Annotated in this window: 15 protein-coding genes; 6 read left to right on the top strand and 9 right to left on the bottom strand. The window is 71.5% G+C overall.

Annotated elements, in window-relative coordinates; translation table 11 throughout:
• Positions 1 to 2 precede the first annotated feature (2 nt).
• The 4 genes from AC1DV7_RS06250 (at position 3) to AC1DV7_RS06235 (ending at position 4425) form a co-directional block, all read left to right on the top strand.
• On the top strand, positions 3 to 1427 hold the full coding sequence (locus AC1DV7_RS06250) for a WS/DGAT/MGAT family O-acyltransferase (RefSeq protein ID WP_477595659.1): 1425 nt from the start codon (positions 3 to 5) through the stop codon (positions 1425 to 1427).
• Positions 1424 to 2431 (top strand): patatin-like phospholipase family protein, encoded by a 1008-nt coding sequence (locus AC1DV7_RS06245; RefSeq protein WP_477595657.1) that lies wholly within the window; start codon positions 1424 to 1426, stop codon positions 2429 to 2431. The genes AC1DV7_RS06250 and AC1DV7_RS06245 overlap by 4 nt, the downstream gene beginning before the upstream one ends.
• On the top strand, positions 2428 to 2853 hold the full coding sequence (locus AC1DV7_RS06240; RefSeq protein ID WP_477595655.1) for a DUF6912 family protein: 426 nt from the start codon (positions 2428 to 2430) through the stop codon (positions 2851 to 2853). The genes AC1DV7_RS06245 and AC1DV7_RS06240 overlap by 4 nt, the downstream gene beginning before the upstream one ends.
• A 99-nt stretch (positions 2854 to 2952) precedes the next feature.
• Positions 2953 to 4425 carry a peptide ligase PGM1-related protein gene (locus AC1DV7_RS06235; RefSeq protein WP_477595653.1) on the top strand — a complete coding sequence of 491 codons (1473 nt, stop codon included), beginning with the start codon at positions 2953 to 2955 and terminating at the stop codon, positions 4423 to 4425.
• Positions 4426 to 4440: 15 nt separating this feature from the next.
• Here the strand turns inward: AC1DV7_RS06235 and AC1DV7_RS06230 are convergent, their stop codons facing one another.
• Positions 4441 to 5256 (bottom strand): alpha/beta fold hydrolase, encoded by an 816-nt coding sequence (locus AC1DV7_RS06230; protein WP_477595651.1) that lies wholly within the window; start codon positions 5254 to 5256, stop codon positions 4441 to 4443.
• A gap of 91 nt (positions 5257 to 5347) precedes the next feature.
• On the opposite strand from AC1DV7_RS06230, the gene pruA reads away from it, so the two are divergent.
• Positions 5348 to 6976: an L-glutamate gamma-semialdehyde dehydrogenase gene (pruA, locus tag AC1DV7_RS06225; RefSeq protein ID WP_477595649.1), complete on the top strand. Its 1629-nt coding sequence runs from the start codon at positions 5348 to 5350 to the stop codon at positions 6974 to 6976.
• Positions 6977 to 7123: 147 nt separating this feature from the next.
• Here the strand turns inward: pruA and AC1DV7_RS06220 are convergent, their stop codons facing one another.
• The 7 genes from AC1DV7_RS06220 to AC1DV7_RS06190 form a co-directional block, all read right to left on the bottom strand.
• Positions 7124 to 7615, bottom strand: coding sequence for a DUF2505 domain-containing protein (locus AC1DV7_RS06220; RefSeq protein ID WP_477595647.1), 492 nt, complete (start codon positions 7613 to 7615; stop codon positions 7124 to 7126).
• Between the two features lie 65 nt (positions 7616 to 7680).
• Positions 7681 to 8613, bottom strand: coding sequence for a 5-oxoprolinase subunit C family protein (locus AC1DV7_RS06215; RefSeq protein WP_477595645.1), 933 nt, complete (start codon positions 8611 to 8613; stop codon positions 7681 to 7683).
• On the bottom strand, positions 8610 to 9281 hold the full coding sequence (locus AC1DV7_RS06210) for a 5-oxoprolinase subunit B family protein (RefSeq protein WP_477595643.1): 672 nt from the start codon (positions 9279 to 9281) through the stop codon (positions 8610 to 8612). The genes AC1DV7_RS06215 and AC1DV7_RS06210 overlap by 4 nt, the downstream gene beginning before the upstream one ends.
• Positions 9281 to 10066, bottom strand: coding sequence for a LamB/YcsF family protein (locus tag AC1DV7_RS06205; protein WP_477595642.1), 786 nt, complete (start codon positions 10064 to 10066; stop codon positions 9281 to 9283). Before AC1DV7_RS06205 ends, AC1DV7_RS06210 begins: the two co-directional genes overlap by 1 nt.
• A complete protein-coding gene (locus tag AC1DV7_RS06200) occupies positions 10063 to 10584 on the bottom strand; it encodes a hypothetical protein (RefSeq protein ID WP_477595640.1) in 522 nt (173 codons plus the stop codon). Before AC1DV7_RS06200 ends, AC1DV7_RS06205 begins: the two co-directional genes overlap by 4 nt.
• Positions 10581 to 10925: a hypothetical protein gene (locus AC1DV7_RS06195; protein ID WP_477595638.1), complete on the bottom strand. Its 345-nt coding sequence runs from the start codon at positions 10923 to 10925 to the stop codon at positions 10581 to 10583. The genes AC1DV7_RS06200 and AC1DV7_RS06195 overlap by 4 nt, the downstream gene beginning before the upstream one ends.
• Positions 10926 to 11028: 103 nt before the next feature.
• Entirely contained in the window at positions 11029 to 11184 is a 156-nt protein-coding gene (locus AC1DV7_RS06190) for a DUF6131 family protein (protein ID WP_477595636.1), read from the bottom strand.
• 252 nt (positions 11185 to 11436) lie between these two features.
• Between AC1DV7_RS06190 and AC1DV7_RS06185 the strand changes: the two genes are divergently transcribed.
• A complete protein-coding gene (locus tag AC1DV7_RS06185) occupies positions 11437 to 16407 on the top strand; it encodes an NAD-glutamate dehydrogenase (RefSeq protein ID WP_477595634.1) in 4971 nt (1656 codons plus the stop codon).
• Positions 16408 to 16459: 52 nt separating this feature from the next.
• Here the strand turns inward: AC1DV7_RS06185 and AC1DV7_RS06180 are convergent, their stop codons facing one another.
• Positions 16460 to 16939 carry a hypothetical protein gene (locus AC1DV7_RS06180; protein ID WP_477595632.1) on the bottom strand — a complete coding sequence of 160 codons (480 nt, stop codon included), beginning with the start codon at positions 16937 to 16939 and terminating at the stop codon, positions 16460 to 16462.
• Positions 16940 to 16986: the final 47 nt, after the last annotated feature.

Below are 16986 nucleotides of genomic sequence, written 5' to 3'. Positions count from 1 at the left end.
GGGTGCCTGACCGCCTGAGCTCCCTCGACGCGTCGTTCCTCTACCTCGAGGAGTCGACGACGCCGATGCACGTCGGGTCGGTCATGGTGTTCGACCCTCCGAGCGACGGGTTCGACTACGACCGGCTCGTGCAGCTGATCTCGACACGCATCGCCTTCGTGCCCCGGTACCGCCAGCGGATCCGGCAGGTGCCGGGTCGGCTGGCCAACCCCGTCTGGGTCGACGACGAGAACTTCGACGTGACCTACCACGTGCGCCGCTCGGCGCTGCCCAAGCCCGGCAGCGACGAGCAGCTGCAGGAGTTCGTGGCCCGTATCCAGCCTCGGGCCCTCGACCGGCACCGTCCACTCTGGGAGGTCTACCTCGTCGAGGGGCTCGCCGAGGGCCGGTTCGCGATCGTCACGAAGTCCCACCAGGCCCTGGTCGACGGCATCAACGCCGTCGACATCGCCCACGTCATCGTCGACGGCGACCCGGCTGCCGAGGGCCTGGTCCCCGACACGTGGCGGCCGTCGCGCGAGCCCAGTGACGTCGAGCTGCTGACCGGTGCGCTGTTCGACGCCGTCCGCCGCCCCAGCGAGGTCGTCGAGAACATCCGCGGCGGCATCGTCGACGTCAAGGCCGTGGGCTCCCGGGCGCTCAGCGCCGCTGGTGCCGTCGCCGCGACCCTGGCCCGCACGGCGGCGAGGCCGGCCCCGCACTCCCCGCTGAACGCCCCCGTGGGTGAGGCTCGCCGCTACATCATGATCGGCACGGACCTCGAGGACTACCGCAAGGTCCGCAGCCGGCTCGCGATGGGCAACTACGCCGACGACGTGTCCATCAACGACGTCGTCCTCGCCACGATCTCCGGGGCCTTCCGCACGTGGTTGCTCACCCGCGGCGAGGCCGTGCACACCGGCACGACAGTGCGGGCGATGGTCCCCATCAGCGTCTACGACGAGGACGCCCGGCACGTCGGCAGCCGGCTGACGGCCTGCTTCGTCGACCTCCCGGTCGGTGAGCCCGGCGCGTCGATGCGGCTGCACCAGATCGCCTTCGCCATGCGCCAGCAGATGGAGGGCGGGCAGGCGGTGGGCGCCGAGTCCCTGGCGGGACTCGCCGGCTTCGCGCCACCGACCCTGCACTCGCTCGGTGCGCGCCTGGGGTCCGCCATGTCGCGGCGCTTGTTCAACGTGGTCATCACCAACGTTCCCGGCCCGCAGCACACCTTGTATGCCGGCGACGCCCAGATGCTGTCCACCTACCCCGTCATGCCGCTGGCCAAGGGGCAGGCGCTGTCCATCGGCCTGACGTCCTACGACGGCGGGGTCTACTACGGCCTCAACGCCGACCGCGACTCGATGCCCGACCTCGACGTGCTGGGCCAGAGCATCGTCGACTCCCTGGGTGAGCTGCTCGACAGCCACCGCGCGAAGGCCCGATGAGCCCGGCCGCCACACGCCGGGCACCAGCACCTCGTCGGGGACTCGTCCTCGGTGGGGGCGGGGTGCTCGGCGCCGCGTGGATGGTCGGTGCGCTCAAGGCGCTCGAGCTCCAGCTCGGGGTCGACGTCCGGACCTTCGACGCGTTCGTCGGAACGTCGGCGGGCTCGGTGCTCGCGTCCCTGCTGGGTGCCGGGGTCTCTGTCGACGACCTGGTGACCCACCAGCGGGTGGGCGAGATCGACTCCGGGCCGCTGGCGGGCTACCTCTGGGACTACGACAAGGACACGGGCGGGGACCGGCCGGGTCTGCCACGTCCCGGCCTGGGTTCCCGAGAGCTGTTGCGCCGCAACGCCCTTCACCTGCGGTCCCTGCCGCCCACGGCCGTGCTCAGCGCGATCCTGCCCGAGGGGCGTGGCAGCATCGAGGCAGTCGGCGCGATGGTCGGACACGTCGTGCCACAGGGATGGGTCGACCGCCCCGGCGTGTGCCTCGTCGCCCTCGACTACGACACCGGGGAGCGGGTCGCGTTCGGTCGCGAGGGCGCCCCCGACGTCAACCTCCACGAGGCCGCGATGGCGTCGTGCGCGATCCCCGGGTGGTACCAACCCGTGCGGATCGGCGAGCACCGCTACATCGACGGCGGCGCGTGGTCGTCCACCAACCTCGACCTCATGGCCGGGCAGGGACTCGACGAGGTCTACGCCCTCGCCCCTCAGGTCAGCTTCGTCCGCGATGCCCCCAAGCAGTGGCGCACCCGGGTCGAGCGCCAGTGGCGCAACCGCGTGACGCTGCGTGCGCTGCGTGAGCTGCACCGGGTGCACGCCGACGGTGCCGAGGTCACCGTCCTCGGGCCCGGCGAGGAGGACCTCGACGCCATCGGCGGCAACCTCATGGACGTCAGCCGCCGCCCCCTCGTCATCGAGACCTCGCTGCGGACGTCGGTCATCGCGCTGCACGACCCCGCACCCCTGCCGGACCGCACCGACTACGAGGACGTGGGATGACCCAGACCCGTATCTACCTGCCGCTCGACGCCGCCGGTGTCCGCCGGCTCGCCCAGGAGCGCGAGGTCGGCGGACCCAGGCGTGGTGGCCTGCGCGCCTTCGCGGTGACCGAGCAGGTCGAGCGCGACCACCCCCTCGGCGACGAGGAGGAGTGGGAGTATGCCGCGCTGAGCGAGGCCTGCGACGCAGCCAGCTCCCTGCGAGGTGGGGCGGGCGCCAAGCGAGTCATCGTCGCCGCCGACGTCGACCCCGCCTGGGTGACGGCCGGGACGGGTTCGGCTGCGGCCGTGCTGATCGCGTCACCGGTGCCCTTGTCCAAGGTCGTCGCGTTCCACGTCGACGAGACCGCCGGTGACGAGGGCCTGCAGGACCTGCTCTGGTACGACGCCACCGAGCTCGACGAGGTCCTCACCCTCATCTGACCACCGCGGATGCCCGGCCCGGCAGCGCCGGGTACGGCAATCGTCGGATCCGCCGGTCCGCCTGCGCACCCGATGATCGGGGGCGGCGGGGAGTCGGGAGTGACCGTGGTCGGCGACGCAGAGCGCCAAGGGCGACTCGCCGATGCCGTGCGGGCGAACCGCACCGGCTCGACGACGCCGCACGTCGTGGTGGCCCTCCCGGCCTTCAGCCTGGGTGACAGCCTGCTGGCGCACTACGCGAGTCGCCTCGGGGCCTACGAGCACCGGTACCTGCTCTCGACCCTCATGCTGCCCAGGATCCCCGGGTGCGAGCTGGTCTTCGTCACCTGCCAGACACCGGAGCCCGAGGTGTTGGACTACTACGACCGGCTGGGCTCGCCCGACGACCCGGGTGGCCTGACCCGGCGACTCCACGTCCTCACCGTCGACGACCGGTCGCCGCGCGGGGTGTCGGCCAAGCTGCTCGACCGGCCGGACCTCGTGCAGCGACTACGTGGGCTCACCGAGGGGCGGATCACGCTGATCGAGCCGTGGAACGTCACCGAGACGGAGGTCGAGATCGCGCGGGCGCTGGAGGCTCCGCTCAACGGCACCGACCCGGAGCTGTGGCCGCTGTGCTTCAAGAGTGCGGGCCGCAAGCTGTTCAGGTCGGTCGACGTGCCGACGCCCGAGGGCATCGAGGACGTCCGCGACGTGGCGGGTGTCGGCGAGGCGGTCGCGCGGATCCGCCGGTCCCGGCCCCGGCTGGCCGGCGTGGTCGTCAAGCACGACAACAGCGGTGCGGGGGACGGCAACGTTGTGGTCGCCGTCCGCGACCCCAACGGCCGCCGGATCGGCCGGGGTGACCTCGTGGGAGCCCTGGAGGGTTCGCTGCCCCAGTGGTACGTCACCGACCTCGGTGCCGGTGGGGTGGTCGAGGAGCTCCTGACAGGACGGGACGTCCGCAGTCCCAGCGCCCAGGTGGACGTCCTGCCCGACGGCTCCGTGCGCGTGCTGTCAACGCACGAGCAGATCCTGGGTGGCGACAACGGCCAGGTCTATTCCGGGTGCCGCTTCCCCGCCGACCCCGCCTACGCGACTCGGTTGGGGGAGTATGCGGTGGCGGTCGCGCAGTGGCTGGCCGACCGAGGTGCCCGGGGTCGCCTGGGGATCGACTTCCTCGCCGTGCGGCGCCAGTGGGAGTGGGACGTGCGCGCCCTGGAGGTGAACCTCCGCAAGGGCGGCACGACGCACCCGTTCGCTGCCCTGCGTCACCTGGCGCCGGGTGCGTACGACGTCTCGACGGGGAGGTACGAGCTCGCCACTGGCGGCGGCACTCGCTGCTACCGCTCCTCCGACGGGCTGATGGACCCGTCATGGACGAGCCTCACCCCTCGGCAGGTGATCGGCGCCGTGGCCGCCGCGGGTCTCGAGTTCGACCCCGGCCGCCGGACCGGTGTCGTCCTGCACATGGTGAGCTGCCTCCGCGTCGACGGCCGGCTCGGGGTGACGGCCATCGGAGAGGACGCCGACGAGGTCGAGCGGCTCTATGCGGCCACCGAACGAGTGGTGACCTCGCTGCTGCGCGCCTGACGCCCGCCCACCCCGTCAGGCGTGGGACACCAGCCAGGTGTCCACGAGGGCGTGGTAGGCATCCGGCTGGTCACGGCGCACGCAGTGGTTGGCGTCGTCGATCGTCACCAGCTCGAGGTGCGGGTTGCCCAGGGCGAGTGCCCGGTCCGCGATCTCGGTGGTGATCAGGGTGCTCTCGCTGCCGCGAACCGCCAACGTCGGCACCGTGATCCGCCGGACGATGTCGTCCCATCGCTCGAGGAGGTTGGCGATCCCCAGGGCGAGGAAGTCCAGGTCGACCTGGGCCTTGGACTCGGTCCACGGGTCGAGCTCGACGTCCGGCCACGTCGGGTTGTCCGTCTTGCCCTTGGCTCGCTGCCCGGCAGGGTCCGCGGCAAAGGCACGGCACTCGGCGATCCGGTCCTCGACCACCTCGGGTGGCTGCATCCGTTGCTCCGGGTCGCGCCACGCCGGCTCCTCGAGGACGGCCGCCCGGACGAGGTCCGGACGTCGGGATGCGAGGGCGCCGGCGATCCCTCCGCCCATCGAGTGGCTGACCAGCAGGACCGGGCCCCCCGTCGCGGCGACGGTGCGCCCCACGATGGCCTCCGCGGCGGCATACATCGCCTCCATGGGGTCGGGCGACGCGAGCTGTTCGGCAGTGAAGCGCGGGGAGTGCCCGTGGCCGAGCAGGTCGACACCGACGACCCGCCAGGTCGGTGCCCAGCGGCGCACGGCGTCGGGCCAGCAGTCGCCCGAGTCTCCCAACCCGTGCAGGAGCACCAGGGTCGGCGCATCGGCGGGCCCGGCCCAGCGATGGGCGAGGTCCGCGGCGTCGAGGGGCTGCGACATACGTGACACCATAGGTGCGCCCTGACCACGGGCGACCGTGCGGCCCAGACCGAGCCGCCGTCGCCGAACAGAAGCCGAGGAGCCGCACGCCATGGATGCCGTCACCCAGGTGCCCGTACCCGTCAACGAGACCGTCCTGGACTATGCCCCCGGCAGCCCGGAGCGTGCGGCGCTCGAGGTGGCGCTCGCGGAGCTCGGCAGCTCGAGCATCGACCTGCCGCACACGATCGCCGGTCAGCGGGTGATGGGCACGGGAAAGAAGATCGAGGTCCGCCAGCCGCACGCCCGGCGCAAGGTGCTCGGCACCATGCGCAACGCGACCCTCGGCGACGCCCAGGCTGCGGTCGACGCGGCAAAGGCAGCGGCACCCGAGTGGCGCGCGACCTCGTTCGACGACCGCGCGGCGATCCTGCTCAGGGCGGCCGAGCTGCTCTCCGGCCCGTGGCGCGCACACCTCAACGCCGCCACCATGCTCGGCCAGTCGAAGACGGCCATCCAGGCCGAGATCGACTCCGCCTGCGAGCTCATCGACTTCTGGCGGATCAACGTCCACTTCGCGCGGCAGATCCTCGCCGAGCAGCCGCCGCTCAACGCCAAGGGCATCTGGAACCGCACCGACCACCGGCCGCTCGAGGGCTTCGTCTACGCGATCACGCCCTTCAACTTCACGGCCATCGCCGGCAACCTGCCCACTGCTCCGGCCCTCATGGGCAACACCGTCGTCTGGAAGCCGAGCCCGACGCAGCAGTTCGCGGCCCACCTGACGATGTCGCTGCTGGAGGAGGCGGGGATGCCGCCCGGCGTCATCAACATGGTGACCGGTGACGGGCTCAACGTCTCCAAGGTGGCGCTCGCCGACCGCGACCTCGCCGGCATCCACTTCACGGGCTCGACGCCGACGTTCCAGCACCTCTGGCAGGAGGTCGGCGCCAACCTGGCGAGCTACCGCAGCTATCCGCGCCTGGTCGGCGAGACCGGGGGCAAGGACTTCATCCTCGCCCACCCGTCCGCAGACCCGGATGTGTTGCGGACGGCCATGATCCGCGGCGCCTTCGAGTACCAGGGCCAGAAGTGCTCAGCTGCTTCACGTGCCTACGTCCCGCGTTCACTGTGGAAGAAGATCAAGGCCGACCTCGTGTCGATCACCAACGGCCTGAGCCAGGGCGACGTCACCGACCTGTCCAACTTCATGGGCGCCGTCATCGACGAGCGGGCCTACGCCAAGCACAGCGCAGCCATCGACCGGGCGCACGCCACGGCTGGCGTCGACGTGGTCGCCGGTGGCACCTACGACGACACCGAGGGCTGGTTCGTCCGTCCCACCATCCTCGAGATCGACGACCCGGCCGACGAGTCGTTCCGGACCGAGTACTTCGGCCCGATCCTGTCCGTCCACGTCTACCCCGACCGCCAGTACGACAAGGTGCTCGACCAGATGGAGTCGTTCGCCCCCTTCGGCCTCACCGGCGCGATCATCGCGCAGGACCGCTACGCCATCGCCGACGCGACGTCGCGGCTGCGCTTCGCGGCCGGCAACTTCTACATCAACGACAAGCCGACCGGCGCGGTCGTCGGCCAGCAGCCGTTCGGCGGCGGACGGGCGTCGGGCACCAACGACAAGGCCGGGGCCGCCCAGAACCTGCTGCGCTGGACCAGCGCGCGCTCGATCAAGGAGACGTTCAGCCCGCCGACCTCGCACGCCTACCCCCACATGGGCTGACCCCCGCAGTGCTGCTCACCGCATAGGAGGAGCGGGTGGGGCGCCCGGAGGGCCGTGGAGGGCCTGGCGGGAGCCCCGGAGCGAAGCGGAGGGGCGGATGGAGGCCCGAGGGCGCCCAACCCGCGACGAGGCGGGGCGCGCGAACGGTCAGCGCGCGAGCCACTCCATGGCGGTCTGGCCCTCGATGTCGATGGCCTCCTCGATGGGCGGCGCTGCGGCCTTCTCGATCTTGCCGCCGATCAGCGGCACCTTGGCCTTGAGCTCGGAGTCGAGCGCCTCGATCGTGCCGGCACCACCGGGCTTGAGCGACATGGTGCCCTTGAGCGAGATGGGGGCACCGGCCACCCCCATCTCGACGGTGCCCTGACGGCTGCCGTCGTCGGAGGCCGGGCCCCAGTCCTGGGTCTCGGTCACCTTGAGGGTCTCGCCGACCATCGACTTCGCGAAGTCGGGCAGGCCGTCGCTGGGCAGGATCCGCTCGGTCGTGATGACGGTGCGGTCGCCGACGGTCTTGACGCTCGCGCTGTGCTTGATGGCGGCCGTGGCCTCGCACTTGGCTTCCTGGAAGCTGGCGTCGGACAGGACGGCAAAGACCTCGTCGGGGGTCGCGGCGTACTCGATCGTCTTCGCGATCTTCATGCGTCTCTCCTCATCACAGGGGCTGTTGCTGGGGCGGCAGTGGCAGAGTCGTCAGCGTAGTCAGGTCACGGCCCGCGCCGCGATGCGTCGAGGCGCAGCCGCACCTGCTGGCCGGGCACGAGCTGGGCGAGCCGGTCCGTGGCCGCCGCAGTGAGGACCGCGACGACCGGGTAGCCCCCGGTGACCGGGTGGTCCGCGAGGAAGGCGACCGGCCGACCGTCGGCCGGTAGCTGCACGGCTCCTCGGACGACTCCCTCGCTGGGCAGCTCGAGCTCCTCGCACCACGGCGCGCGGCGTAAGGGGCCACCTTCGAGGCGGACTCCCACCCGGTCGCTGTCGGCGCCGACCGTCCAGTCGGCGGCGGTCAGGGACGCCGGGTCTGCGAGCCAGTCGGTGCGCGGCCCCGGCGTCATGGCCAGGTCGACGATCCCGTGGGGCAGCGACCTGACAGGCGCGACATCGACGAGTGGGCTCCCGGACGGTGTGCCCACAGGGAGCATCCGGCCGGGCACCAGAGGGGGCGGGCCGATTCCGGAAAGCGTGTCGTACGAACGGGATCCGAGCACAGGCGCCTCGTCGACCCCGCCGCGCACGCTGACGTACGTGCGCAGTCCTGCGCTTGGGCGGCCCAGTCGCAGCACCGAGCCGTCACGCAACAGCAGGGGTGCCGCCTGCGGTGCGGCGACGCCGTCGACCGTCGCGGGGGCGGTCGCGCCGGTGATGGCGATGGTCACGCTGCCGTGCGCGCGCAGGGCGAGCCCGCCGAGGTGGCACTCCAGGGCGGCACGGTCCGTGTCCTGGCCGAGCAGGCGTGCCCCGAGGGCGAACGAGCCCCGATCGGCGGCGCCGGACGGGCTGACGCCCATGGCGGCATACCCGGGTCGACCGAGGTCCTCGACGAGGGTGAGGCTCCCGGGGTCGATCACCTCCAGGTGCGCGTATGCCGGGCGCGCGCCGTGGGCGTGCGTGTCGGCAGAGGCGCCTTCGAGCCCGCTCATGCGCCCCGCCCGGCGTCCACGAACCGCACCATTGCTCCCGGCTGGAGGAGCGCGGGTGGGTCGCGGTCGAGGTCCCACAGGACGGCGTCGGTGTGTCCGATGAGCTGCCAGCCGCCGGGCGACGCCCGCGGGTAGATGCCGCTGAACTCCCCGGCCAGCCCGACGGAGCCCGCGGGGACGGAGGCGCGAGGGGTCGGTCGCCGGGCCACCTGGAGGCGGGGGTCGCCGCCGACGAGGTAGGCGAACCCCGGCGCGAAGCCACCGAACCCGACCTGCCACGAGGTCCCGGTGTGGGCCGCCACGACCTCGGCCGGCGAGAGCCCGGTGAGGCGGGCGACCTCGTCGAGGTCCGGGCCGTCATAGCTGACGGCGACCTCGACAGCGGTGGCTGCGGCTCCTTGTCCCGTCGCCCCCGGGGTCTTTGCAGGATCGTCCACACCAGGACGTGGCAGATCCTTCAAAGTCCTGGCCAGGCTCGAGGACACGGCCGTGAGCCCTGCTGCGGTGTCGGCGACCAGCAGCAGCGTGCACGCACCCGGCACCGCATCGACGAGTCCAGCCGGCCGGTCGACCTCCCAGAGCTCGTGTCGCAGGGCCAGGACGTCGGTGAGCGAGCCCACCTCGACGAGCAACGCCCGCTCACCGCACGGCAGCACCCGCGCAGGCATCAGCCGCTCCGTCGACCCTGCGTCGTGTCCGTGAAGGACGCCAGGCCCACCCCGGCCGCCTCGAGGGCCGCGCGGACCGACTCGGCCATCGACACGGCGCCGGGGGAGTCGCCGTGGACGCACAGCGACTGCACCGTCAGTGGGACCGGGGTGCCGTCGACGGCGAGGACACTTCCCTCGAGGACCATGCGCACGGCCCGCGCCGACACGGTCTCGGGGTCGCGCAGGACCGCGCCTGCCTCGGATCGCGGCACCAGGGTGCCGTCGGGCCGGTAGCCGCGGTCGAGGAACGCCTCTGCGACGGTGCGCAGCCCGGCCTCCTCGGCCAGCCGCTGCGACGCCGACCCGGGAAGCCCGAGCAGCGGGAGAGACGGGTCGAGGGCGACGATCGCCGCGACCAGCGCTGCGGCCTGTCCCTCGTGGTGGACGACGGTGTTGTAGAGGGCGCCGTGCGGCTTGACGTACGAGACGCTGGTGCCGGCCGCCCGGGCGAGGGCGTCGAGGGCGCCGACCTGGTAGATCACGTCTGCCGTGAGGTCGACGGGGGCGACGTCGATGAAGCGACGTCCGAAGCCGGCCAGGTCGCGGTAGCCGACCTGCGCACCGACAGCCACCCCCGCGGCTGCGGCCTCTCGGCACACCCGGGCGAGCACCGTGGGGTCACCCGCGTGGAACCCGCACGCGACGTTGGCGCTCGTGACGACGTCGAGCATCGCCGTGTCGTCACCGAGGGTCCAGCGCCCGAACGACTCGCCGAGGTCGGCGTTGAGGTCGATGGTGGTCATCGCCGCAGGGCCGTCGTCTGGCTCGCGAGGGTGTGCCGGGCGTCATCCGCCAGCGCGGCGAGCTGTTCGCCACGGGCGGTGACCGCGCCGCGCAGCGCGTCGAGCTCGGCCTGCAGCGCGGCGGCGGTGGTGTCGCGGGCGGCTACGGCAGCACTGTCGGCGACGCCCGTGACCCCCCAGGCCGGGACTACCGCCCCGTCGACGACCTCGAGCCCGAGGGCCTGCGCCCGGGCCGTCAGCTGCCGACCGGCGGCCACGGCGTGAGCCAGCTCGGTCGCGTGCTCCTGCAGGGCCGTCCCGACGCGGTCCAGCACGACGCTGGTCGAGGCGACAGCAGCGTCGACCGAGACCATGCGCCGACGGGCCGTGACCTCGACGCGGCTCGGGCGATGGCCGGGGTCGGCTGCGAAGGCCTCGTGCGCGGGCCGGCTCGTGCCGCGCAAGGCGGCTGCGAGCCGGCGCAGGGCACCGCCGGCCTGCGAGCAGGAGGCCGGGTCGCCGGCAATCGCGTCCGTCATGCCAGCCGCCACCGTGCGTCGCCGAGTGCCATCCGCTCGCTGGTCCCGACGTCGCTGGTCCCGGTGTCACTGGTCCCGATGTCACTGGTCCCTGTGTCGCTGAACGGGGTGGCCACGATCCGCAGCTGGTCGGCAAGCTCGCTGGTCGCGGAGTCGAGAGCCCGCAGCAGCTCGGCCACCTGGTCCAGGCACGCCTCCACCGAGGCCTGGGGTGCTCGCCCACCCACCTCGGGGTACAGCCCGAGCACCTCGTCGGCGCCCGAGCGCGCGCACCCGCGCAGGGGTGCCAACGCGCTGCTCAGCGCGAGGAGACGGTCGGGGGAGACCGGTGCTGGCGGCATACCCGTCACTGTAGTGAGAGGACGCGGACGGCCCCCGCGGATACCCACAAAGGGGTACCGGCGGGGGCCGTCGACGTCAGGCTCGAGCCGTGCTACGGCTCGATCAGTACCAGTGCTTTCGTCCACCGATGCCGTTACCCAGCGCGCCGATGAGCGCGAGGATGATGCCGATGACGAGCAGGATGATGCCGATCGTCTTGAGGATGGCGATGCTCGCCACCAGGCCGATGATCAGCAAGATCAGACCGAGGATGATCACGGGGGACTCCTTCTGTACTGGATATGTGTTGCGCCGACCACCTCACCACAGATTGGGGTGAAAACCTAGTCTGACCTGCGAGAACGCAACTCCCCAAAGCCCCTCCGAACGTGGTATGCAGCGTGCTCGCCTGTGCGGTCCCGCGCTTGCTCTGGCCCCGTGTCCGGGGTGCCTCGTCGAGCGATAGTCTCGGGGGGCGTCGCACGACGAGGTGCGGCGTGTGGATCACCACGGTGCGTCAACCACGTGAGGATGAACTCGACCGTCATGTCTGCGTCGCTGGAGCAGTCCCGTCAGCAACTGTTGCGATCGGCCGCGGAGCTCGCGGACCACGGCTGGTCATCCGGCCCGGGGGGCGCGGGGGGCACGCTCGAGGAGTTCCTCACCGCGTACTACCGCCACGTGGCCACCGAGGACCTCCTGGCCCGGGCAGCCGAGGACCTGCTCGGCGCTGCCCTCGCCCACCGCGAGCTCGCGCAGTCGCGCCCGGTCGGCACCGCCAAGGTCGAGGTCTTCAACCCCGAGGTCGAGGAGCAGGGCTGGGCGAGCGGGCACACCGTCGTCCAGGTCGTGACCGACGACATGCCGTTCCTCGTCGACTCGGTGAGCTCGGAGCTGCAGCGCATGGAGCGCGCGGTGCACCTCGTCGTCCACCCGACGATGCAGGTCCGACGCGACGCCGCGGGCGAGCTCGAGGAGATCGTCCTGGACGGCGGCGCCTCGGAGGGCGCTGCAGGTGACGCGGACGGTTTCGGGGTCGGCCGGGAGTCGTGGATCCACCTGGAGATCGACCGCGAGAGCGTCGCCGCCGAGCGCGACGAGGTCGCCGACAACCTGCGCAGCGTGCTCGGCAACGTCCGTGAGGCGGTCGAGGACTGGCCCAAGATGAAGGCCACGTGCTCGCGCCTCGCGCAGGAGCTCGCCGCGCAGCCGCCGCACGGCATACCGGCCGCCGAGGTCGAGCAGGCCCGCGGCCTGCTCGAGTGGCTCGCCGACAACCACTTCACGTTCCTGGGCTACCGCGAGTACGCCCTCAACCGGGGGACGGACGCCGACCGCCTCGAGGCCGTGCAGGGCACCGGACTCGGACTGCTGCGCTACGACCGCACGGGCGACGGGGTGACGCTGAGCGAGCAGGCACGATCCGTGGCGCGGGCTCCCGAGCTGCTCATCATCACCAAGGCCAACTCGCGGGCGACGGTGCACCGCAACACCTACCTCGACTACGTGAGCGTCAAGCAGTTCGACGACGACGGCCAGGTCACTGGCGAGAAGCGCTTCCTCGGCCTGTTCACCTCCAGCGCCTACACCGAGTCGGTGACCCGTGTCCCGGTGTTGCGCGACAAGGTCGACGCGATCTTCCAGCGCACCGGCTTCCTGCCCGACTCGCACTCCGGCAAGGACCTGCTCGAGGTCCTCGAGAACTACCCGCGCGACGAGCTCTTCCAGGCCGACGAGGAGTCGCTCTACGACAACGCGACCGCCGTCCTGCACCTGCAGGAGCGCCGCAAGACCAAGCTGTTCCTGCGTCGCGACCGGTTCGGCCGGTTCGTGTCCTGCCTCGTCTACATCCCGCGCGACCGCTACAACACTGCGGTCCGCCTCAAGATGGAATCCATTCTGCGACAGGCGTTCCCGGGCGCGACGGTCGACTACACGACCCGTGTCTCCGAGTCGGTGCTGGCGCGGCTGCACTTCGTGGTGCGCGTCCCCTCGGGTGAGTCCATCCCGTCGATCGACGAGGCCGTCCTCGAGCGCCAGCTCGTCGACGCGACCCGCACCTGGGACGAGGACCTCGCCGAGGCCGCCCGCGGTGAGCACGGCGAGGAGCAGGCGGCCCGGCTCGCCGGTCTCTACGGCCGGGCCTTCCCCGAGGCCTACAAGGAGGACTTCACCCCCCGCATCGGCGTCGCCGACATCCGGCACATGGACTCCCTCGAGACCGACGAAGCCACCGGGCTCAACATGTACCAGGAGCCCGGTGCGCCCGCGGGGGAGCGGCGCTTCAAGCTCTACCGCCGCAGCCCCTTGTCCCTCACGGCGGTCCTGCCGATGTTCACGCACATGGGCGTCGAGGTCGTCGACGAGCGGCCCTACGAGATCGAGCGCGGCGACGGTGTGCGGCTGTGGGTCTATGACTTCGGCCTGCGCGTGCACAACGACAAGGTGTGGTCCGAGGGCGGTCGCGACCGGGCTCGCGAGCTGTTCCAGGACGCGGTCGGTGCCGTGTGGGACGGCCGCGCCGAGAGCGACGGCTTCAACATGCTCGTCCTCGGCGCCGGGCTGACCTGGCGGCAGGTCGTCATCCTGCGCACCGTCGCCAAGTACCTGCGCCAGACCGGGTCGACGTTCTCGCAGGACTACGTCGAGTCGGCGCTCGCCTCCAACCAGACCCTCGCGGGCACGCTCGTCGAGCTGTTCGAGACCCGTTTCGACCCCAGCCGGTATGCCGCCGGGCCGGGTCCTGCGTCCGAGCCCGCGTCGGGTTCTGCGTCCGAGCCCGCGTCGGGTTCGGCGCGGGAGGCCGCCGTGGCGGCCCTGTGCGAACGGATCACGAAGGGCCTCGACGCGGTCAAGAGCCTCGACCACGACCGCATCATCCGGGCCTTCCTCGGGGTCATCACGGCGACGCTGCGCACGAACTTCTACCAGTCCGACGAGCAGGGCCAGCCGAAGCCGTACGTGTCGATCAAGCTCAACCCCAAGGCCGTGCCCGACCTGCCGGCCCCGCGGCCGCAGTTCGAGATCTTCGTGTACTCCCCGCGCGTCGAGGGCGTCCACCTGCGCTTCGGCCCCGTCGCCCGCGGCGGGCTGCGCTGGTCCGACCGGCGCGAGGACTTCCGCACCGAGGTCCTCGGGCTGGTGAAGGCCCAGATGGTCAAGAACGCCGTGATCGTGCCGACCGGCTCCAAGGGCGGCTTCTTCGCCAAGCAGCTGCCCGACCCCGCGGTCGACCGTGACGCGTGGCTGGCCGAGGGCATCGGGTCCTACAAGGTCTTCATCTCGGGTCTGCTCGACGTCACCGACAACCGCGACGGCAGCACCATCGTGCCGCCCGCCTCGGTGGTGCGCCACGACGACGACGATCCCTACCTCGTGGTCGCGGCCGACAAGGGCACGGCGACGTTCTCAGACATCGCCAACGGCGTGGCGCAGTCCTACGGCTTCTGGCTCGACGACGCGTTCGCCTCCGGCGGCTCGGCAGGCTATGACCACAAGGCCATGGGCATCACGGCCCGGGGTGCGTGGGAGTCGGTCAAGCGGCACTTCCGCGAGATGGGTCACGACACCCAGACAGAGGACTTCACCGCCGTCGGCATCGGCGACATGTCTGGTGACGTGTTCGGCAACGGCATGCTGCTGTCCGAGCACATCCGGCTGGTGGCCGCGTTCGACCACCGGCACATCTTCATCGACCCGGATCCCGTTGCGGCCACGAGCTTCCCGGAGCGCCAGCGGCTGTTCGAGCTGCCCCGTTCGTCGTGGGCCGACTACGACACGTCGCTGATCTCGGCGGGCGGTGGCGTCTTCGAGCGCTCGCTCAAGTCGATCGCCATCACCCCCGAGATGGCCACGGCCCTGGGGCTCGCCAAGAACGTCACGAGCATGACGCCGGCTGACCTCATGAAGGCCATCCTCCAGTCGCCGGTCGACCTGCTGTGGAACGGCGGCATCGGCACCTACGTCAAGGCCGGCTCCGAGACGAACGCCGACATCGGTGACCGCGCCAACGACGCCATCCGCGTCAACGGCGCCGACCTGCGCTGCAAGGTGGTCGGCGAGGGCGGCAACCTCGGGCTGTCGCAGCTCGGTCGCATCGAGGCGTCCCTGCACGGCGTCCGCGTCAACACGGACGCGATCGACAACTCGGCGGGGGTCGACACCTCTGACCACGAGGTCAACATCAAGATCCTGCTGACCGCCCTGGTCAAGAGCGGCGACATGACGCTCAAGCAGCGCAATACGTTGCTCGCGTCGATGACCGACGACGTCGCCGCCCAGGTGCTGCGCGACAACTACGAGCAGAACGTCCTGCTGGGCAACGCGCGCGCCCAGGAGCACCCGATGCTGCCGGTGCACCAGCGGCTGATCCATTGGCTCGAGGAGCGCGGCGACCTCGACCGGGCGCTGGAGTTCCTGCCGACCGACGCCGTGATCGACGAGCGGTTCGCCGACGGCCTGGGCTTGAAGTCCCCGGAGTTCTCGGTGCTCGTCGCCTACGCGAAGCTGGCCCTCAAGGAGGACCTGCTGCCGACGGAGCTGCCCGACGACCCGTGGTTCCAGCAGACGCTGGTCGACTACTTCCCCGCCGCGCTGCGTGAGCAGTTCGCCGGCGAGCTGGCCCAGCACCCGCTGCGCCGTGAGATCGTCACGAACTCCGTGGTCAACTCGATGGTCAACCGCGGTGGCATCACCTTCGCGTTCCGCGCGATGGAGGAGACCGGGGCGACGCCGGAGCAGATCGCCCGGGCCTTCGTGGTCTGCCGCGAGATCTTCGACCTGCCGAGCTTCGTCCGCGAGATCGAGGCCCTCGACAACGTCGTGTCCACCGAGGTGCAGAGCCAGCTCTACCTCGAGTTCCGCCGGCTCATCGACCGCTCCATCCGCTGGTTCCTCACCTCACGGCCGTCGCACCTCGACGTCGCTGGCGAGGTCGCACGGTTCGGCTCGGTGGTGCGCGAGTTCGCCCCGCAGATCTCGACCCTGCTCAAGGGCACCGAGCTCAAGCGCTTGCAGCGCAACGCCGCCGGCCTCGAGAAGGTCGGCGTCCCCGAGGAGCTGGCGCACCGAGCCGCGAGCCTGCTCGACCAGTTCTCATTGCTCGACATCGTCGACATCGCCACCGACACCGGCGAGCCACCGGCCGAGGTCGCGCCGCTGTACTTCCTGCTCTCCGAGCGGTTCGGGGTCGACGGGATGCTCACGCGCGTCACCAACCTGCCGCGCGACGACCGGTGGGACGCCCTGGCGCGTGGTGCGCTGCGCGACGACCTGTATGCCGTGCTGGAGAGCCTGGTGCGCTCGGTCATGGACGCCTCCACCCCGGGCACCGACGGCGTGCACCGTTACGAGCAGTGGGCCAAGGCCAACGCCGAGTCGCTGACCCGGGCGCGCACGGCCCTGTCCGGCATCGAGCGGCTGGACAAGCCCAACATCGCGGCCCTGTCGGTCGCGCTGCGGACGCTGCGCTCGGTGATCAGGAGCGGTGCCGCGACGTCGTGATGGGGTGCTGCCGCCGGGGACCTGGGTCGCCGGGGCGGGCATCATCAGCGGGTCAGGAGCCGAAGATGCCGCCGAGGATCGGCAGCACGAAGCACACGGCGATCACCGCGAGGAACAGGATCAGGCAGCCGACCCCGCCCCGGGTCTGCTTGGTGAACCCGATGTCGCCACGGCGGAACTGGTGCCACGGCGAGGCGTACCAGACCTCCACGACCTGGCCGGGCGCGACCGTGGTGTCCAGCGCGGCCTGACCGTAGGTCCGCATCCACTGGGTCTCCATGTCGAGGTGGTTCGGTCCGGCCCACACGACGAGGTCCTGCGTGCCGTAGCGCGACGGCACCGGGTAGCCGTTGATCCGCACCGACGGCGTGATCGCGTTGGAGGTCCACATCGACCCCTGGATCGTCAGCCGGATGACGCCCGTCGGTACGGGTGCCGCGGGGTGGCCGGGCGGTGCAGGCGGCCACGGGGCGGGCTGGCCGGGCTGGCCGGGCTGGCCGGGCGCGGGTGGCGGGGCGGGGTGCTCGCTCATGGACGGGGAGACTAACGCGGCCACCACCCGACGCGGCGCAACTACGC

This window comes from Pedococcus sp. P2_E4, assembly GCF_056403935.1.
Note: the sequence above shows the minus strand (reverse complement) of the source record. Positions and strands in the feature narration are given on the sequence as shown.